We start from the raw sequence: 20,463 nt of genomic DNA, 5'->3' as shown, positions 1-20,463 counted from the left end.
TCTGTGTAAGCTAAATTTTATTGCATTTGATAGAGTACATAATTATCGTACTTCACGATACAAACTCGTTGATTTTCGTAACCCGAACCTTGTTCGACTGTCTTAAAATTAAAGTCATTCTGAATCAAATCAAGTTTATGATCCTTTAAGGCCTTGTCAAAATTGGTTCCATATTGATATAAAGCACTTAAAAAGTAAAATCCAAAATCAAAACCTTGAGTTGAATAAACATTTGGATCTGTACCCGTTTTTGTTCTGAAAGATCGAATAAAATCTACAGTATGAGGTGCGTTATAATCCAAATAGCGATAAGATGCGTAATGCTGATAAGTTCGATTTCTATACTTTAAATCCATATCATCATATTTATTCCAATCTTCCAATCCAAAAGCAATAATTTTAAAGTTTTTAGCATAAGGATTCAAGTTCATCACCTTATTTAATCTCGCCATTGCACCTGAAACAAATGTTAAGCTTGTAGAAGGAATAATAAAAATATTTGTAGTATCAGACTTTACAATAGTATTCCAATCTCTCCCACTAGAACTCCCAAGATCGACCTCAATAATTTTAGTATTGTAAGCACCTTTTACATTTTTAACAGAATCATTAAATTTTTTCTTCACGGTTTCATAGAGTGCGATATCTTCAGAACCCGTTGGTTTAACAAGAATAATGTTATGCTCTTTATGGGCCTTTAAAACATAATCAACCGTTCCTGACATTAAGGACATGTTTGAAGTAACCCCTTTGTATACATACGGATTTTTGTAAAGTACTTTTGCATCTGCATTAAACGGCAATACCATTCTAATTTTCCTATCAGCACATTCTTTGGCCGTATAAGAAATCGTACTTTGGTATAAAGGACCTACTACCAAATCCATCTCATTAAATTCAGGCTTTGCAAAAATTTTTGCTATCGTGTTGGTATCTCTTTTTGTATCGTAAATGTAGATGTTTAGATTAACACCTGCTTTCGTTAATGAGTCGGCGGCAAGCATAAAGCCCTGATAAAAGTCAAACGATATTTTGGTAGTACCGTACATTTCTTTTACTTCACCTAAACGAGCAGGCTTACTCATCACCGCATCATTTTTGTCTAATAGAAGTGGTAACATTAAGGCCACGTTATACGTTTCTTTAAATTGAGACGGGTCAATAGCCAAAAGAATTGAATCTTCTGGTGATAATTTTGACAAATCCTTTTCAAGAACAGTATAATTTACACGCTTAACGGGAATTTTAAGTTCCAATCCTTTCTTCAATTTTGTACTTCTTAAATCATTAAGCGCCATAATTGTGTCCTGGCTAACCATATATCTTTTAGTAATAGAGTACATGGTTTCTTTTTGCATTACAGTGTGTGTGATAATTGAGTCGTGCAATGAAACACGGTATTCATTTTTAGGTTGAGAAACAGGATCACTTTGAAATGTCTCAGTGGTTTTAACAGCTGTTTCTCCTCCTTTTTTAGGTATAATTAATACTTGACCAATACTCAAGCCTTCGGACAAACCATCGTTTAACGATTTTAAATCATCAATTGAACAATCATATTTTTTAGAAATTCCGTAAAGCGTCTCCCCCTGAACAACAGTATGTTTACTGTAATGAACAGGACTTGTTACAGGAATAGGAATATAAACTTTTTGACCAAGCGCGAGGTTATTAGATAAACCATCATTTGCATTTAAGATGTCCTCTAAACTTGTGTTATATAATTGGTGGATACCATATAACGTATTTCCCTTTTGGACAATATGAACATAGTATTTTTTACCATTTTTAGTTTCAATTGCTGCTTGATCAGGTTGTGCGAAAACACTCCCCATAAAACAACAAAAAACAATAAATAAACTGATAAAATTTTTCATCCTACTAATTTACAAAATTTGGCAACATCTTCTTCTTTACTTATTCCCACTCAATCGTTGCAGGTGGCTTAGAGCTAATATCATAAGTTACTCTATTTATACCTCTTACATTATTTATGATTTCATTCGAAATTTTCGCCAAGAAATCATAAGGCAAGTGACACCAGTCTGCCGTCATTCCATCTGTTGAACTCACAGCTCTTAATGCAACCGCATTTTCGTATGTTCTTTCGTCCCCCATAACACCTACGGTCTGAACAGGTAATAGGATGGCTCCGGCTTGCCATACATCATCGTAAAGATTCCATTTTTTTAAACCTTCAATGAATATACTATCCACTTCTTGCAAGATTCGTACCTTTTCTGCTGTAATATCACCTAAAATACGAATTCCCAACCCTGGACCTGGAAAAGGATGTCTTCCAACTATGTTTTCTGGGATTTCTAACGCTCGTCCTACTCTTCGGACCTCATCTTTAAATAATAGTTTAAGCGGCTCAACGACTTGTAGTTTCATATAATCTGGTAACCCACCTACATTGTGATGTGATTTAATCGTTGCCGAAGGCCCACCTGTAGCTGAAACAGACTCGATTACGTCAGGATATATTGTTCCTTGACCCAGCCATTTTGCATCCTTTACTTTTTGAGATTCTTCGTCAAAAACATCTATAAAAACTCCACCAATTATTTTTCGTTTTTTTTCTGGATCAGATTCTCCAGCAAGTGCAGTGTAGAACTTTTCTTTCGCATCAACACCTTTTACATTTAAACCTAATCCTTTGTACGATTCGAGTACTGATTCAAACTCATTTTTCCTTAAAAGTCCATTATCTACGAATATACAGTGTAATTGATCTCCAATAGCTTTATGGAGAATTGTTGCAGCAACGGAAGAATCAACACCTCCTGACAAACCTAAAATCACACTATCCGAACCAATTTGATTTTTTAGCTTTTCAATTGTAATTTCAATAAATTCATCAGGTGTCCAATTTTGAGAGCAACCGCATATCGTTACAACAAAGTTTTCCAACAACTTTTTTCCATCTTCAGAATGGTAAACTTCTGGATGGAATTGAATTCCGTATGTTGATTCATTCTCTATCTTATACCCTGCAAATTCCACATCATCTGTACTACAAATCACCTTAAAGTCTGCAGGAACTTTCTTGATCGTATCACCGTGACTCATCCAAACTTGAGAATTGTGTCGAACACCTTGTAATAAATCAGAAGACTCATCTACAAAAGCTAAATTTGCTCTTCCATATTCTCTAATTTTTGAAGGCAATACCTCACCTCCAAAATGATTCGCCATAAACTGGGCTCCAAAACAAACGCCTAGCAAAGGGACTTTACCTTTATACATTTCAACTTTTGGAACAGGGGCATTTTCATCGCGAACTGAAAACGGACTCCCAGAAAAAATAACCCCCTTAATGGTGTCATCTAATTCTCGCGGTTTATTCCATGGCGTGATTTCACAATAAACATTAAGTTCTCTAAGTCTTCGGGCAATTAGCTGTGTATATTGCGAACCGAAATCTAAAATTAAAATGGTCTCTTGCATCCCGCAAAGATAAAAACAAGAATGGGTATAAAAGTTATTTTTCTATGAAATTAATTATTCGACAGCAAAAGAATGGAATTAGATGTTATAATCCAATTATTTCAAGTCAAACTCTGAAATAAGCCATAGTGCTAAATTATCTTTTTGCGGCTTTCCGTAAAACTCACCCAAATAAGCAGTGATTTCCTGAATTTTTACGTCATCAGACTTATCTGAAAATTCGTCTAAAATAATTTCGACTTCGTCTTTTAACTCATCAATATTAGGGAATACTGGTGTAAATTCGCTAATCAAGCCTCCATTTCCATTTTGCATATAATAAAGTCCCATGGTGGTTTTCATTGGTGGAATTGGATTACCGTCAATTTTAAATACTTCATTTTTATCAATCAATAGGGTATTTTCGTTAAATGAAAGCTTTTTTCGGATTGTTTCATTCTGATACTCATAAGCCAGATAAAAGAAGTTTTGCTCATCCATAGGAAAAGCTTCATTACCAATCTCTAATTTTAGTTCGTTAATAATAAGATAATCGCCGTTAAAATGATTCTTAAGGTCAATTTTATTTAACAATGCTCCAGACCTCGATGATATAGTATTAGCTGCAGGTAAAATCTTTGTTTGTCCTTTTTCTGAAGACGACAAAACAAACCGTCCCTTTACTCCGCTAATTACAGCTGCTCTTGAATGCGGTGTTGCAAATGAAAGCGCCGTTCCAGAAAGAAAAACATCTCCTTTTTTCATATCTGCTTTAGTTCGCTGAAAGATAATCCTTCCATCCACACGAATTACTTTGTACTTATCGGTTGTTGCAAGTTTTTTAGCTGATTGAGAATTGAATATTGATGTCAATCCTAGAATAAAAATTGACAACAATACCATTAGCATTCCTTTTGTTTTCATCGGTTTATTTAAATTAAGGTTGTAATTCATTTGGCAAAAATTATTCCAAATTTTACAATTTGTTTTGCAGCTGGATTAATTCTTTTTTCACCTCCTCTAAAGCCCGCAATAATTCAACCTTATTCAATTTTTTCTTATTTGACTTTTGCCTGAGATGTTGTTTAGCCCCATCAAGAGTATACCCTTCAATTTTAACGAGTTGGAAAATACGTTCAAAATTTTGAATATCTTTTTGGGTAAACAGGCGATTCCCCTTCTTATTCTTGGTTGGTTTGATAATTGCAAACTCTTTTTCCCAAAACCGAATAAGCGAAGTATTTACGTTAAACATCTCTGCTACTTCACCAATTGAATAATATAATTTACTGCCTTGTAATCCCACAACTAAATTAAAGATAGCGAAAATAATAAAGACAAGCTAGTTTGCCAACATTTACAGGTTGAATAATTGCGGGTGGTTCAATCAAGCAGAATAAAAAGTCTTACTTATCTTTGTAAAAAAAAATTAATGTCGGCATATAAATTCAGAGTATTAATTGACACAGACAAGGACGAAGAAATCTTTCGTGACATAGCTATTGATCCAAATGACAATTTCGAATCTTTTTACCAAACAATAATTTCTTCTTTTGAATTTACCGGTGACCAATTGGCTTCATTCTATGGCAGTAATGAAAGCTGGGACAAAGGACAAGAAGTTGCCTTAATGGACATGGGAATGGGAAATAATGAAGAAGTATTATTGCTCATGAAAGAAACATCTGTTAACGAACTTATTAAGTCAACAGGTGACCGTTTGATTTTGGTCTATGATTTTTTAAAAATGTGGTGCTTTTTAATTGAACTTGTTGAAATTTTACCAAAACCAATTTATGGGCCAACTTTAGTTCTAGCTGTGGGCGATGCTCCTGACGAAAATGACAAAGAAGTAGATTTCACGCAGAGTATGAGCGGCATTCCTGACCTTGGTAATGATATTGACGACATCTTTTCAGATATGGATGAGGACGAGGAAGATTTTGGCAATTTCGAAAACATCGATGATTTTGACATTTAATGAAATTTGAAAAAGACCCAATTGGCCATGCGATTTATGATTTTTCAACTGAAAATGAAGTTGAGAACATCACGGTTATCGCGGACTCATTTGATGATGACATAATGCCAACTGCTTATTTATTTAGACCTGAGGAGTTAATGCCAGGACTTGAAAAAAAAGCACTCGAACTTTGTAAAGGATATGTTTTAGATGTTGGTGCCGCTGCAGGATGTCATTCCAAAATTCTTATCGACAAAGGACTAAAGGTTAGAGCAATCGACACATCCAAAGGAGCAGTTGAATATTTAAAAAGCGAAGGGATTTTAGCCGACAGACTAGAGTTTCTAGATTGTGAAGGACAGTATGATACTATTCTAATTCTGATGAATGGAGTTGGAATTGCTGGAAAACTTGAACTTTTACCTCAATTTCTATCAAAAATAAAAAGCTTATTAAACAAAGACGGGATTGCACTTTGTGATTCTACCGACTTATCCTATCTTTATCAAGAAGAAGATGGTTCAATGTGGGTTGATTTAAATGGATCATACCATGGTGAATTACAATTTAAAATGCGCTATAAAGACGTTACGACAGATTGGTTTAGCTGGCTTTATATTGATTTCGATTTATTGAAAGAATATTGTGAAAAAGCGGGTTTGAACTGTGAGAAAATCATGGACGGACCATCAAATAACTACCTTGCCAAAATAACTCATTCACATGCATAAATTATTTTATTTAATTTGCCTCACACTAATCGGACTAAACAGCTGCTCATCAAATGCCGCACTTAATGAATCGTCCAATCAAGACAAAAATGGTGACGTAGAAGTTAAAGCAAACCGTTCGGTGTTGTGGAGAATTGATAAAGAGAACATGCCTTCTTCCTATCTATTTGGAACGATGCACATGATTAACAAAGAATATTTCCATTTTTCAGCACGGTTAACAGAACGAATTGTGAACAGTGAAGCGATTATTATGGAAGTCGGTGGTATGCCAAATCCTATCGCCGCATTTAATATGATGACAATTGATTCAGGAACAGTACACCAGTTTTTCACCAGCGATCAACTAAAGGAACTGCTTGAATTCATGGACATACAAATGGGAGTAAGTCCTCAGGAATTTGATCAAACTTATGGTCAAATGAAACCATTTTTTATTCTACAATCCTTTAGTCAAGCTTATTTTGAGCCTAGTGCAGAATCATACGATTTACAAATTATGGGACTTGCGCACGAACAAGAGATTCCTTTAATTGGATTGGAAACCATTGAAGAGCAATTGAGTTTCTTTGACAGCATACCATCTGCTGAAATCTCAAAAATGATTATTGAGAGCACGCGCAACTTTGAAAAAGAAAAGAAAAGCGCAATTGAATTAATGGAATATTACAGCAAACAAAAAGTAGACAAACTCATCCCTCTTTTAGAAAAGCAATCGCCAGAATTTATGGCCTATGATGATTTGTTTTTATACGATCGAAACGAAAGATGGATTCCAAAAATTGAGCAAGAAATTAAAAACAAGTCTTGTTTTATAGCTGTTGGGGCTGGACATCTGTTTGGAGACCGTGGCGTTATCGAATTGTTGAAAGCAAAAGGGTATCATCTCACCCCTATTTCTACTCAATAAATTAGCTTGAGCAGTTTAAATTCTTATCTTCGTCAAAATCAAAAATTGGACAAATGAATAAATTATTTTACATCGCACCAGCTGTTTTATTGTTCGCGTGTGGAGAAACGACAAACGAAGAGAATACGGAAGAAGTACAACAAGAAGTCGTAGAGCAGGTAGAAGAAGTTATTGAACCAACAGAAACTACACCAGACGTTGATGCGGAAGTACTTGCATTCCTTGAAGGTAAATCATGGGAAAATCAAGAACCACATGAAAGCGGGATGTATATTGTGATTGATGAAGCCGGTGAAGGTGATGCTCGCCCAACTTTAGCTGATGAAGTAACCATTTATTATCAAGGCTATTTAATGAATGGATTTAAATTTGATGGAACGCAAGATGCACCAGCAACCTTTCCATTATCACATTTAATTGAAGGATGGCAAATTGGTATACCGCACTTTGGAAAAGGTGGTAAAGGTAAATTAATTATCCCTTCAGATTTAGCGTATGGTGATATGGATAGAGGAGACATTCCAGGTGGATCAACTTTAATGTTTGAAATCGAATTAATTGATTGGAATAGCGCTCAATAAACCATATTAAAAAAAATACGGATTAGCAGTTCTTAGAAGGACTGCTATTTTTTTTGCTAAAAAAAGGAATGTCTATCGATTAAGGAATTCTTCCTCAAAAAATGGTAACTTTGCACCAAATAAAAATCAATACAATTGAAACTGCGCGTAACTAAAATTTTCGATTTTGAAACCGCCCATGCTTTGTGGGGATACGATGGGAAATGCAAAAATATCCATGGTCATTCATACAAGCTCACCATTTCAATTACAGGTAAAGTAATTCAGGATAATACAGCGGTGAAAAATGGGATGATAATTGACTTTAGTGATTTAAAAAAAATCATCAATAAAGCTGTTGTTGATGATTTTGATCATGCCCTCTTAGTGAATGGTGAAACTCCACATGCGAAATATGCAGAAGTTGAATCGGGCTTTTCTAAAATTATTCTTTGTCCTTATCAACCTACATGCGAAAACATGCTAATTGACATGGTAAAACGCGTTCGTTTAGCCTTACCAGCAGATATCGAATTGAAGTACGCTAAACTCCAAGAAACAGACAGTAGTTTTGCGGAGTGGTACCTTTCTGACAATACCTACTAAATGGCAGATCAATTAATTCAAAAATACAATATTCCGGGACCTCGTTATACAAGTTATCCCACTGTTCCTTACTGGGATGAAACAGGCATATCGATAGAAAATTGGAAAAAAACGTTCATCAGAACATTTGAAGAAACAAATGAAACGGAAGGAATAAGCCTATACATTCATCTTCCTTTTTGTGAAAACCTCTGCACATTTTGTGGTTGCCATAAACGCATCACAAAACGCCATGATGTAGAAATTCCTTACATTGATTCTGTCCTTAAAGAGTGGAATTTATATTGCGATCTTCTACCTGGACGACCTAAAATTAAAGAACTACATCTTGGAGGGGGAACACCGACATTTTTCAGTCCAAAAAATCTAGAAAAATTGATGAACGGTCTCTTCGAACGATCAGACAGATGTGATGAATATGAATTTAGTTTTGAAGGACATCCAAACAATACAACCGAAGAGCACCTTCAAACCCTTTTTGATTTAGGTTATAGACGAAATAGTTTTGGTGTGCAAGATTACGACCCTCTTGTTCAAAAGACAATAAATCGTATTCAACCTTTTGAGAATGTTGAAAAGGTCACGAATATTTCTAGAGAAATTGGCTACAGGTCCGTCAGTCATGATTTAGTATTTGGATTGCCCCATCAAACACTGGATAGCATTGCCAATACTATTGAAAGGACTCAAGAATTAAAGCCCGATCGCATTGCGTTTTACAGTTACGCACATGTTCCATGGATTAAAGGTGTTGGTCAAAGGGGGTATGACGATAAAGATTTGCCTTCTGCTGAATTAAAGCGTGAAATGTATGAGTATGGCAAAAAAAAGCTTCATGACATTGGTTATGTTGAAATAGGGATGGATCATTTTGCTTTAAAAAGTGACAATATGTACAAAGCGATGGTTGATCAAAAACTCCATCGAAATTTCATGGGATATACAGCAGGTAACACTCAATTAATGATTGGACTTGGAATGAGTGCAATTAGTGACTCATGGTATAGTTTCGCTCAAAACGTCAAAACAGTTGAGGAATATCAAGTCATTGTAGAAAAAGGTGAAATTCCAATTTTTAAAGGACATCTTTTAAGCCAAGAAGATTTAGTAATTCGACGACACATCCTAAATATAATGTGTCATTTTGAAACATCTTGGAAAGATAAAAACAGTCAATTCCCTGAGCTTCCTGAAGTAATTGAAAGGTTAAAGGAAATGGCAAACGACGGATTAGTAACAATTCACGAATCTGGGTTAAAATTACCAGAATCTGCCCGACCTTTTGTGAGAAATATCTGTATGGCTTTTGATTTGCGACTAATTAGAAAAAAACCAAGTACACGCGTTTTTTCAATGACGATATAATCAGTTATAATCTTTCTAAGTACTGGTCATCATCTAATAGTTCCCCGTCAATAGCAGCTTTTTCGCTTGCTTTTCTTTTTGCAACCTGTTCAAGAACATACCACGTAATCAAGACTCCTACTATTCCACCACCAATACTTATACCATATGCCGCCGCTTCAAAACTCAAGGTATAAGTATCGAACAATGCGAAAATAAATACAGCTAAAAACTGACCAGCGAAGTAACTTGCTCCAGCAATTACCGCCCAAAGCACACCATTCAATGCTCTTTTTACCGCCAATCGATAAAAGCCACTGCATATAAAAATTAGAACTATCATGCCCAAATATAAAAAAACTGCCACGCAAATTACGTGACAGTTTTATTTTTATCTAAAAAATTTATATCCAATTATTCTTTAACCAAAGGAATCACAGATACCTTACCTTCACTATGTACATTTAATAAATATGTTCCTTTAGAAAGTTCTGCTAAAGATATGCTCTCGTTGTCAACACTTTTTCCAGCGCTAATTTCTTTCCCTTGATTATCAAATAAGGACCATTCAAATTGACCTTCGAATTCAATCATCACAAAATCAACCACCGGATTCGGGTAAACCTTTAAATTTTCCAATTCATTCTTTTCAATACTTGCTTGCGAATCAACGATAAATGTTACTTCTGAATCACACATACCATCTGATACAATAACGGTATATGTTCCAACTGTTAAAGCGTTGATATCTTCAGTTGTTGCACCATTAGACCATAAAAAAGTATAAGGTCCACCTGTTCCTCCCGACGGTGTAAAATCGATTTCCCCATCATACCCCATGCCAGTCATCATCGTAACTTCTCCCGTTCCGGTTGGTACTTCATTTGAATACACAGTAACTTCGCTAGAAGACTCACATCCGTATGAATTTGTTCCTGTAACCGTGTAAGTCACTGCACCCGGTTCTTGCATTAATGGTTCACCGTCGACTACCCCCATGTCCCATACATAAGTCGCTTCATCACCAATCCCCATCAAGACAAATTCTTCGTCCTCACATACTGTTTTATTCTCACCACCAGATACTGCTGGAGCTGGAGATACAACAACCTCAACAGCATCTGTTGAAAGACACCCAGTCTCTACATCAAGTCCTGACACAATAAAAACGTTAAGACCATCAGATCCTGGAGCGAAAGGGACCCCAGGCTCTATTCCAGCCCCAAAAGTATATTCATCAGCTGTCCCAGTAACATTTAATGTAATTTCATCACCGCTACAAATTTCACTTTCCGAAACTGTAGCGTTTACTTCTGGTCCTTCAATTACTTCAACAATCAGAGATCCCTCACATCCGGCATTCGGACAAAACGAATACATATCGTCTGTAACAGACCAGTTGGAACGATTTCTACCAGGAACAGGATAAGCCTCCGTACCGCTAGCATTTTCAATACCCATTGTATGCAATCCGCCGTCACTAGGCATTGTAGTTGTATGAATCTCTACACAATTTGAAGTTTCTTTAAGGTGAACCTGCGATGTCACATTAAAACCAGAAGAGAAATGATCGACATTATAGAACTCCATTACTAATATTCTATCCGGAGCGGCACCTACAGTTTCATATCGAATAAGATTTACGGCTGGCGCACCTCCATTCCCTGGGTCCAAATCTTCCCATGCAAAGGCTATGAGGTTATTTGGCGCAGAACCTGTTGGTAAGTTCTGTCCCGAACAACATCCGTTTGGAGAACCAGCTGCAAAGGTCATGAACCCATTTGACGAGATGTAAAAATTTGAATAATCATTGCCAAAGAAGTTAAATGTAAAGCCAATTGGCAAAGCTGAAGAAACTTGATCGTCACCAAGTGTTACGGTTGTTGCTCCACCACCAGAAATATCAATGGGCGCAAAAACGCCAGGCTCCATTGTATATCCTTCACCGGGAGCAGAAACAGTAATTTCATGTGTTCCTATACCCGCATCTACTGGGTTAAAAAAGTTTCCTGAAATTCCTGGTCCATCAAAGACTGCACCCGGAGCTTCAACAGATAATTCAGCTGGAGCACCTTCGAGACACATCTCACCTGTTATCCCCTCTATTTCACATTGCGTATAAGCTGTCATTCCTATTGACAAGCCTATCATTGAAAGTAGTTTTATCTTCATATCATTTATCTTAAAAAATTGGTTCTCGCTAATTTAAGGGATTTTTTTAAAAAAAACACAAACACATCACTACAATGTTTATTAAAAAACAAAAGCGCCGTTTCCACGGCGCTTTTCTTCACATTATATAAGTAGGAGGTTAATCTTCCTTAACCTCTTCGAAATCCACGTCTTCCGCACTAACATCGTCCGTCGCATCATTTCCAGCATCACCAGTTGGTTGACCTTCAGCTGCTCCTTCTTGATTCGCGTACATGTCTTGTGAAGCTGCTTGGAAAACAGTATTTAATTTTTCCATGGCGCTATCAATTGTAGCAAAATCTTTAGCTTCGTGCGCTGTTTTTAGTTCAGCTAACGCTGTTTCGATTGGTTCTTTTTTATCCGCAGGAATTTTATCTCCATACTCAGATAATTGCTTTTCAGTTTGGAAAATTAAAGAATCTGCAGCGTTTAATTTATCTGCCTCTTCCTTTCTTTTCTTATCTGCTTCAGCATTACTTTCAGCGTCCGCTTTCATCTTTGCGATTTCTTCTTCTGACAAACCTGATGACGCTTCAATTTTAATTGACTGCTCTTTACCAGTTGCTTTGTCTTTAGCAGAAATATTCATAATTCCGTTAGCATCAATATCGAAGGTTACTTCAATTTGAGGAACCCCTCTTGGTGCTGGTGGAATATCAGTTAACTGAAAACGTCCTAGTGATTTATTATCATTCGCCATAGGTCGCTCTCCTTGTAAAACATGGATATCTACTGCGGGTTGATTATCTGAGGCAGTAGAGAAAGTTTCAGATTTTTTAGTCGGGATCGTTGTATTCGCCTCAATCAATTTCGTCATTACACCACCCATCGTTTCAATTCCGAGTGACAAAGGAGTAACATCTAAGAGTAGTACATCTTTTACTTCCCCTGTTAAAACTCCTCCTTGGATCGCTGCTCCTAAAGCAACAACCTCATCCGGATTAACTCCTTTTGAAGGCTCTTTTCCGAAGAATTTTTTTACAGCTTCTTGAATTGCAGGGATTCGCGTTGAACCACCTACCAAAATTACCTCATCAATATCACCAGTAGACAATCCTGCATTTTTAAGTGCTGTTTTACATGGCTCAATTGTTCGTTTCACTAAATCATCAATTAACTGCTCAAAATTAGCTCGAGTTAACGTTCGTACCAAGTGTTTTGGAATTCCGTTTACCGGCATTATATAAGGCAAATTAATTTCAGAAGAAGTTGTTGAAGATAGTTCGATTTTTGCCTTTTCTGCAGCCTCTTTCAATCTTTGCAAAGCCATTGGGTCTTCTCTAAGATCGATTCCTTCGTCTTTCTTAAATTCTTCAGCTAACCAATTAATGATTTTATCATCAACATCGTCCCCTCCAAGATGTGTATCACCATCTGTCGATAACACTTCAAAAACACCGTCACCTAATTCCAGAACTGATACGTCATGCGTACCTCCACCAAAATCAAATACGATAATTTTTTGATCATCGGTTTTTTTATCCAAACCATAAGCAAGAGCTGCCGCTGTTGGTTCGTTGATGATTCTCTTCACTTTTAATCCTGCAATTTCTCCAGCTTCTTTCGTAGCCTGTCTTTGCGAATCATTAAAGTAAGCCGGTACAGTAATTACAGCTTCTGAAACTTCTTGTCCTAAATAATCTTCAGCTGTTTTTTTCATCTTTTGAAGAATCATAGCTGAAATTTCTTGAGGAGTATACATGCGATCATCAACCTTAACTCTTGGAGTGTTATTATCTCCTTTAACAACCGGATAAGGTACTCGATTAATTTCCTTTGAAACATTATCAAATGTTGTTCCCATAAAACGTTTGATCGAATAAATCGTTTTATCAGGGTTGGTGATAGCTTGTCTTTTCGCTGGATCACCTACTTTTCTTTCTCCTCCTTCAACAAAAGCAACTACAGATGGCGTGGTTCTTTTCCCTTCCGCATTTGTAATTACCACAGGTTCATTACCCTCCATAACAGAAACGCAAGAATTTGTTGTACCGAGATCAATTCCTATTATTTTACTCATATTGTTATTATTTAATATTCTAATTTTTTAAACTCAACCTCATTAAGTCAATCATTGTGCCATTGCCTGTTCTTGCAATTTATGCCATCATTTTGTCAGTTTTGCTGTATCAACATCTTTTGTGTGTGACAGAACGTCATAAAACATGTCAGCATGAATTGTTTTTAAAATGTTGATAAAAAAGAATTCGTTTGAAAAAATGACTTTGGATATGAATTATATTTGTGTATTAAAAAAATTAAAAGCGTATTCATTATGAACTTTATCATATCAAGTTCTACCTTATTAAAAAATTTACAACGAATTAGTGGAGTGTTGAACAGTAGTAATTCTCTCCCTATTTTAGATAATTTTCTTTTTGAATTAACTGAGGGAAACTTAACTATTTCGGCATCGGATTTAGAAAACACAATGAAAACAAGTGTTCAGCCTGACGAAGCTAAAGAAGATGGTCGAATTGCGATACCAGCAAAACTGTTATTAGATACTTTAAAGAATTTTTCAGACCAACCACTATCTTTTACTATAGATGCTGGAACATACGGAATTGAAATTTCTTCAGATTATGGGAAATACAAACTAGTTGGACAAAATGCCGATGACTTCCCGAAATCACCTGAGTTAGAAAATGCTGATTCAATTGAGTTGAGCGGAGACATCATTGCAAATGCAATTGATAAAACACTTTTCGCTACTGGAAATGATGACTTAAGACCTGTAATGAGCGGTGTGTTTTGCGATTTTTCATCCGAAAAACTAATCTTTGTTGCTACGGATGCTCACAAACTTGTGCGCTATGGTCGGAGTGATTCCAGTGCTTCAAAAAGTGCTGATTTCATCTTACCAAAAAAACCATTAAACTTATTGAAACAAAATTTAAGTGGTGACGAAGCAATAAAAATTAATTACAACGAAACCACAGTTCGGTTCAACTTTAAAAATATTGAATTGACTTGTCGTTTGATTGATGGAAAATACCCGAATTATGAAGCAGTTATTCCTCAAGAAAATCCAAATGTTCTTACTGTTGACAGATTGTCCTTCTTAAATTCGATTAAACGTGTGTCAATTTTTGCGAACAAAACAACCCACCAAGTCAAAATTAAAGTAGCTGGCAGTGAGCTTTCTTTATCTGCAGAAGATTTAGATTTCTCAAATGAAGCAAAAGAACGCCTCACTTGTAATTACACTGGTGATGATATGGAAATTGGCTTTAACTCCAAATTCTTAATGGAGATGCTAAACCACATTCATACTGAGGAGGTAATTCTTGAAATGAGTGAACCAAATAAGGCAGGTATTTTATTACCGAGTAGTAATGAGAATTCAGATGAAGATATTTTAATGCTCGTAATGCCTGTTATGATCCGATAAAAAATCAATTGATCAATATAGAAAGACCGCTAAATTCAATATTTAAGCGGTCTTTTTTTTACTTAAGTAATAAGACGGTTTTTAGGTATAAAATTTGCAGTAAATCTCTTCTAAAACATAACGAATGTATTTCAACCCCAGAGTCATCAGTCTTTTTACATTACTCTTAATTCTAAGTAGTTGTTTTGTCGCAGATAATATTTTTCTTGATGAAAGTCAGGAAACAAATTCGGATAATCTTCAAAAAAAAGCAGAAGACGCAGTAAAAGCACATATTAAATCTGATATCCAAAATGAAGTAACCTATAAACCCTATGGATTTAATTCAATCAAGATTATAAAGCCAATTGCAATTGTTGAACTTGACCGATTGGAGGAAGAGTACAAGAAGAATCCCAATGACACAATCAAAAAACTCAACTATGAAAAACAACTTGCACATGTGCGAAAAATGCAAATAGAACGAACGGTGAAAATTGATCATTTTTATACCCTACAAAAAGACAGTGCGGATATTCAAGTTTTTGAAGTCTCCTATTATTTAAATGACACGTTTGGAATAAAATCGTTCGAACCTGAAATCTCTCTTAACATTAATCAGACAGAACGTGAAATTCTTGATTTTTATTTTTACGAATACACACTCTTTCGAGCAAGAACCTATAGTGAAGGAAGAACTTTGAGTCTAAATTTTTATCGTCATTTTAAAGGCAGACTAGAAGAAATCGATGATCGAAAAACTAAATCTGCTTTTTTACGACATGTGCTCGACCTTTGCACAATTGTGAGAGTAACAGGTGAATTTAATCAAGACAACGTTGTTCAGGCGCTAACTCAAAAATACATCTTAAAAAATAGAGCTGATATCATCGATTATGTCCCGTTAGATTACACAACTTTATACGAAACAAAAAATAATGAGAATGATGAATTAATGGGTTATTATTTTTTTCATAAATTTAGTGGAACTTACAACAATATAACTGACACAAGTGTAGTCTTGGTGGAATTTTCACCTTACTACGAGGTCAACCAAATATTTCAAATGGAAGAACCGTTTGAATTTTATTTGAAACAAGTAGAATGAAACCATATTTAATTGCATTATCGCTCCTTATTTGTACATCAATTTATTCGAACGAACCGGTCACTTCTATAGAATTAGAAAAAATTGAAAAAAGTATTAAGTCATGGACGGACAGTTCTCTTATAGCCTATCATGGTGATAAATTTGAAAACCATCGGGCTTTTTACACGGACGATTTTTTTATTCAGAATACAAGAATTGAGTTATACGGCGAAAAAATTGAAAAACTTAAAGCTCAAAAGCAGAACGGTTCATATCCAGGGACCGAAAATGAATATAACGAAAATCTAAAGACACTTGAAGCGGTTATTCTTGAAGCCAGTAGTAAGATTCAAAATATCGATCGTGTAGCGCATTACGAAGTAAATTATTGGTCGAACATTCAAACAAAAGATGGCGTTACCGTATATTTTGAAATTGTTTTTAAACTAAATTCCAATTTCGAAATTATATCTGCGAAAGAAAACAGCTCAATCGGCAAAATTGGACCTCAATCAAAAATTGCCTATAAATCGGGCAAACATCCAATAAGAGTGATAGAAAAAGATTAAAAATCTAATGTGTAAGCACCCTTAGAAGCAATATCATGAACAGTGATATTCTTTTGATTATTTAAGAAGTTTCTTAATCCATAAGAATTATTCGCTCCCAAAACAACAGTTGTTCGACTGACTTCTAACTGTTCGAGCAAATTTTCCGGTAAATAATCCTCATGATGAAAATAAATTATATCCGTTCTTGGAATTGAGTCGTAACTTTTACGGCCGTCGAAAACCAATAAAGTTTGCTTACCAACTCGTAGGACATCGTTCAAAGAATCAAGAGACATATAACAATCTTCCTGCTTACTGCTTAATCGATAATAGCGATTAGTATAAATACTGAACCCCATTAGCGCATTATCCTTCTTTAATTCCTTACTTGCAATAAAAAGATTTGAACGGCCATAAAAAACATCAATCGCATTGTAATTATTAACCTGATAAGCAATCAACTGATTAGATTCACTTATTCGTTTTTGATTAAAGTGTATAAAACAAAGCCAAATCAACGCTCCAAACAAACCGGAAATAAACCAACGTTTATTTCTGAGGTAAAATGCAATAGAAAAAGTGAAAATTAGGAGATAAACCCAAACCGTCTCAAACCAATAAAATGCTATTCCTTTTTGAACAGAATTTGGTAAATCATTTATCCAACCCACACCAAAATTCATTACACTCAATAAAAAATCCAGCAAAAAAAGAAAAAAATCTCCTACCATACTAATCCAGGAGGTAGAGAAGTATAGAATGCCTATAAGTAATACTGCAAATGCAAGTGGTATAACGATGAGATTAGAGAGCAAAAAATAATTTGGAAACTGGTTAAAATAATATACCCCTATTGGAAATGTTGCAATTTGCGCCGCAATCGAAACACTGGATATCTGCCAAATTTTATCGAATAAAAAGTACTTTGTGTACCATAAATTGTAGATTTTAGGCTGCATAAAAACAATACCCAAAACTGCTAGGTAGCTCAATTGAAAACCGACTTTAAAAAGGACAAAGGGATCAATAATTAATAGTACAAATGCCGAAACAAATATGGACTGATAGACAGAATTTTCACGTTCGATTTCATTTCCGATTAACACAAAAGAAAACATTACAGCTGCTCTTAGCACTGAAGGAGAAAAACCTGTGAGCAAAGCATATGACCAAATGGAAAGGAGAACGAGTACAATAAAAAAGTACTTCCCCCAATGAATTCGTTTTAACGGCTTCAATAAATACGACAACAACAGCATTACAATTCCAACATGCAGTCCTGATACGGCGAGTACATGCATTGCCCCTGCTCCCGAAAATTTTGTCATCACATCGCGATCTAAACTAGTTTTACTACCGAGAAGTAAGGCCTTTGCGACAGCCTGATTCTCTTTTGATAAAGTTGATTTCGATAATAAATCTTCGAGGGTTTCCCGTAATTCTGAAAAAAAGTTCTGGAGAGCGCCAATATCATTCCCTAACTTCTTCCAATTATCCTTTCTCACGTAGGATTGATGAGTAATTCCCTCAATTGCCAAATGTTTAGAATAATCAAAAGCATAAGGATTAGTATTGGATGGTATAGGCTGAAAGCGAGAATAAAACTGAAGTAAATCACCATGTTTTAGTTGCCTTGAACAACTATCCTTTTCAAAATAAACCATTGCATTTCCCGTTGTCGTTTCATTTTCCACGCCAAGTACTGAAACCACGCAGCTCATTGATTTGTTCTTTTCTACGGGGCGCTCGATAATCCTAACTTGAAATAGCTTCTTTTTATTTTGACATTTTACCGAAAAATAATCTGACCTATTATCAGTACGATGCAAATTAATCAATACAATCCCTAAAACAAAAAAAAGCAATGTTGCCATCCAACCAAAAAACATATTCAAACGAGTTACTTTTGACAGCAATGGGATAGCAAGAATACAGAGACCGAAAAATAAGGTTAAAACCCATTTAAGGGGAAGGTCCAATTTTAAAATATGCGCCGTGATAATTCCAAGTACCAAGGGTACGAGCAATTTTAGTATCAATGGCACTCTAATCTTTGAAATATTCAAGTAAATAGGGGTTAAATAATTGCCGAAACGAATCGTTGATAATGGATTTTTCGAATCATTACAAGCGTAGTTTGGGCTAACATCAACTAAGTTAAGAAAAAAATCAAAATGAAAAAAAAGAAACAGAATTGATAATGAGTCAAAATCATTTTATATTTTAGCTACAAATAATCCATTTTTCAGATGATAAAAACGAAAAAAATATTGAATTTATCTGCTATTGCTGTGTTTATAGCACTAACATCATGTGGAGGGTCAAGCGATGCCGATACGAATGAATTAAATGTTGTTGACACCGTCGAAAGTAACGCCGAGGAGCAAATGGAGCAACTATTCGAATCTCCAGCTGTTGAATCGGTTCTACCATCGCCTTTGCAAGTTGCTAGTATATTTAAAAAGTCAGGACTATCTTACAATTCTGATGCACCTTCTGACCCAAATTTGGCAGAAAGCTACACGACTGAATTAAAGCAAATGCTCAATTTTGGTGTATATTCAGCTGACATGGCATATTGTGTGTTAAATGACCAAGCAAATGAAGGTAGAAAATACCTGATGACCATTACCGATTTAGCGGAGAAAATTGGGATGGAAACGGTTTTTGAACACAAGGATTTAATGGATAGATTTGATACACACATTGACAACAAAGACTCTATTGAAGTTTTGATGATTGAAATTCATGAACGCACGGAAACCTACATGGATGAAAATGACACTCGCTTTAAGGAAGCAATTCATTTTGCAGGTGCTTGGACTGAGGGAATGTATTTAGGTGTTTATGACTATGAACACAATAAAGACAAAGAAGATGTAGGTTCAAGAGTTGCTGAGCAAATGTCGATTCTCAAAAATATCATCAACGGATTAGAGGATCCCCGAAATGATGGCATGGATATTGACTGGCTTTTGACAGAAATGAAATCAATTCAAGATACATTTAACGGCTTTAGCTCCGTGGACAAATATTACAATAACCCAGATGCTGATGTTCTCGTTTTAACGAGTAAAGAATATGACGAACTAGGAACATTAATTAAGAATTTAAGAACAAAGATTACAGCAGCATAAAAATGCAACTATGAAAAGAACACTCACAATTTTAGGAATATTTGGAATTGCAATCTTATTTGCTCAAACTGCGGCCAATCTTACTGAGTTCAAAGAGAACATTGCATCGCAAAAAACGGAGGCAAAAGAAGCTTTAGGTTCATATCGATTTGATGGTTCAAAAATCACCTATTTTAATTTCAAAACATACGAACAAATTAAGGAAGTAGAAATCTACCTTTTTAACAACACAGATTACCGTTTTTCTTTTAATGGAAAATCTTTACCGTTTGATATCAGCGTTCAAATTTACGACAAAGGAAAAACAGCTTCAGATCGAACCTTATTAAAAGAGTTCACTGGTCTTCAAGGTCAAAATTTGTTGGTTGAATCATCTGAATTAAACACAACCTACCTTGAGAAAACCGGTCACAGCGGACGTTTGAAAAGAGTATTTGTTGATTATATTATAACCGCAATACCGACCGCTGAAAACAAGACACCAACCATGAAAGAACGTGGGGCGGTAGTCCTGGTAATGGGATATAAAAATTAGATTAATAAAAAATAGAATTTTTAGAAGCCCAAAGGATTAAA

At 35.4% G+C, this 20,463-nt stretch carries 19 protein-coding genes; 11 read left to right on the top strand and 8 right to left on the bottom strand.

What is annotated here, in order from left to right; genetic code table 11:
- Positions 1-17 precede the first annotated feature (17 nt).
- From A8143_RS14585 to A8143_RS14570, 4 genes are all read right to left on the bottom strand, one after another.
- Positions 18-1,877, bottom strand: coding sequence for a LysM peptidoglycan-binding domain-containing protein (locus tag A8143_RS14585; protein ID WP_066759666.1), 1,860 nt, complete (start codon positions 1,875-1,877; stop codon positions 18-20).
- A gap of 40 nt (positions 1,878-1,917) precedes the next feature.
- On the bottom strand, positions 1,918-3,450 hold the full coding sequence (guaA, locus tag A8143_RS14580) for a glutamine-hydrolyzing GMP synthase (RefSeq protein ID WP_066759665.1): 1,533 nt from the start codon (positions 3,448-3,450) through the stop codon (positions 1,918-1,920).
- Positions 3,451-3,546: 96 nt separating this feature from the next.
- Positions 3,547-4,353, bottom strand: coding sequence for a hypothetical protein (locus A8143_RS14575; protein ID WP_139134377.1), 807 nt, complete (start codon positions 4,351-4,353; stop codon positions 3,547-3,549).
- A 52-nt stretch (positions 4,354-4,405) separates the two neighbouring features.
- Complete coding sequence (locus tag A8143_RS14570; protein ID WP_262485627.1) at positions 4,406-4,735, bottom strand: MerR family transcriptional regulator; 330 nt, start codon at positions 4,733-4,735, stop codon at positions 4,406-4,408.
- A 126-nt stretch (positions 4,736-4,861) separates the two neighbouring features.
- Here A8143_RS14570 and A8143_RS14565 point away from each other — a divergent pair, with 126 nt between their 5' ends.
- From A8143_RS14565 to hemN, 6 genes are all read left to right on the top strand, one after another.
- A complete protein-coding gene (locus tag A8143_RS14565) occupies positions 4,862-5,410 on the top strand; it encodes an IS1096 element passenger TnpR family protein (RefSeq protein ID WP_066759661.1) in 549 nt (182 codons plus the stop codon).
- Entirely contained in the window at positions 5,410-6,123 is a 714-nt protein-coding gene (locus A8143_RS14560) for a class I SAM-dependent methyltransferase (RefSeq protein ID WP_066759660.1), read from the top strand. Before A8143_RS14565 ends, A8143_RS14560 begins: the two co-directional genes overlap by 1 nt.
- Positions 6,116-7,033, top strand: a complete 918-nt coding sequence (locus A8143_RS14555; protein WP_066759658.1) for a TraB/GumN family protein — start codon at positions 6,116-6,118, stop codon at positions 7,031-7,033. The genes A8143_RS14560 and A8143_RS14555 overlap by 8 nt, the downstream gene beginning before the upstream one ends.
- Before the next feature lie 53 nt (positions 7,034-7,086).
- Positions 7,087-7,614, top strand: a complete 528-nt coding sequence (locus tag A8143_RS14550; protein WP_066759657.1) for an FKBP-type peptidyl-prolyl cis-trans isomerase — start codon at positions 7,087-7,089, stop codon at positions 7,612-7,614.
- A 135-nt stretch (positions 7,615-7,749) separates the two neighbouring features.
- The gene (locus tag A8143_RS14545; protein ID WP_066759656.1) at positions 7,750-8,199 is read left to right on the top strand and encodes a 6-pyruvoyl trahydropterin synthase family protein; all 450 of its coding nucleotides are present in this window, start codon (positions 7,750-7,752) and stop codon (positions 8,197-8,199) included.
- Positions 8,200-9,564 carry an oxygen-independent coproporphyrinogen III oxidase gene (gene hemN / locus A8143_RS14540; RefSeq protein WP_066759650.1) on the top strand — a complete coding sequence of 455 codons (1,365 nt, stop codon included), beginning with the start codon at positions 8,200-8,202 and terminating at the stop codon, positions 9,562-9,564. It begins immediately after the preceding gene.
- Between the two features lie 4 nt (positions 9,565-9,568).
- On the opposite strand, the gene A8143_RS14535 is transcribed toward hemN, so the two are convergent.
- The 3 genes from A8143_RS14535 to dnaK all read right to left on the bottom strand — a co-directional run bounded on the left by A8143_RS14535 (position 9,569) and on the right by dnaK (position 13,756).
- Complete coding sequence (locus A8143_RS14535; RefSeq protein ID WP_066759647.1) at positions 9,569-9,886, bottom strand: hypothetical protein; 318 nt, start codon at positions 9,884-9,886, stop codon at positions 9,569-9,571.
- Positions 9,887-9,957: 71 nt separating this feature from the next.
- Positions 9,958-11,715 (bottom strand): T9SS type A sorting domain-containing protein, encoded by a 1,758-nt coding sequence (locus A8143_RS14530; RefSeq protein WP_083261409.1) that lies wholly within the window; start codon positions 11,713-11,715, stop codon positions 9,958-9,960.
- Positions 11,716-11,854: 139 nt separating this feature from the next.
- Positions 11,855-13,756, bottom strand: coding sequence for a molecular chaperone DnaK (gene dnaK / locus A8143_RS14525; RefSeq protein ID WP_066759645.1), 1,902 nt, complete (start codon positions 13,754-13,756; stop codon positions 11,855-11,857).
- A gap of 255 nt (positions 13,757-14,011) precedes the next feature.
- Here dnaK and dnaN point away from each other — a divergent pair, with 255 nt between their 5' ends.
- From dnaN to A8143_RS14510, 3 genes are all read left to right on the top strand, one after another.
- On the top strand, positions 14,012-15,130 hold the full coding sequence (gene dnaN, locus A8143_RS14520; protein WP_066759644.1) for a DNA polymerase III subunit beta: 1,119 nt from the start codon (positions 14,012-14,014) through the stop codon (positions 15,128-15,130).
- A gap of 124 nt (positions 15,131-15,254) precedes the next feature.
- Positions 15,255-16,217 carry a hypothetical protein gene (locus tag A8143_RS14515; protein ID WP_066759643.1) on the top strand — a complete coding sequence of 321 codons (963 nt, stop codon included), beginning with the start codon at positions 15,255-15,257 and terminating at the stop codon, positions 16,215-16,217.
- Complete coding sequence (locus A8143_RS14510; protein WP_066759640.1) at positions 16,214-16,768, top strand: hypothetical protein; 555 nt, start codon at positions 16,214-16,216, stop codon at positions 16,766-16,768. The genes A8143_RS14515 and A8143_RS14510 overlap by 4 nt, the downstream gene beginning before the upstream one ends.
- Here the strand turns inward: A8143_RS14510 and A8143_RS14505 are convergent.
- The gene (locus tag A8143_RS14505; protein WP_175437556.1) at positions 16,765-18,795 is read right to left on the bottom strand and encodes a ComEC/Rec2 family competence protein; all 2,031 of its coding nucleotides are present in this window, start codon (positions 18,793-18,795) and stop codon (positions 16,765-16,767) included. The genes A8143_RS14510 and A8143_RS14505 overlap by 4 nt on opposite strands.
- A gap of 204 nt (positions 18,796-18,999) precedes the next feature.
- On the opposite strand from A8143_RS14505, the gene A8143_RS14500 reads away from it, so the two are divergent.
- Together A8143_RS14500 and A8143_RS14495 are read left to right on the top strand one after the other, a co-directional pair.
- The gene (locus A8143_RS14500; protein WP_066759638.1) at positions 19,000-19,887 is read left to right on the top strand and encodes a hypothetical protein; all 888 of its coding nucleotides are present in this window, start codon (positions 19,000-19,002) and stop codon (positions 19,885-19,887) included.
- Positions 19,888-19,897: 10 nt separating this feature from the next.
- Positions 19,898-20,422, top strand: coding sequence for a hypothetical protein (locus A8143_RS14495; RefSeq protein WP_066759637.1), 525 nt, complete (start codon positions 19,898-19,900; stop codon positions 20,420-20,422).
- The last annotated feature ends 41 nt before the right edge of the window (positions 20,423-20,463 follow it).

The organism is Crocinitomix algicola (assembly GCF_001661595.2).
GTDB classification, from domain to species: domain Bacteria; phylum Bacteroidota; class Bacteroidia; order Flavobacteriales_D; family Crocinitomicaceae; genus Crocinitomix; species Crocinitomix algicola.
The sequence above is the reverse complement of the archived record's forward strand: the minus strand, read 5'-3'. Positions and strand labels throughout refer to the sequence as shown.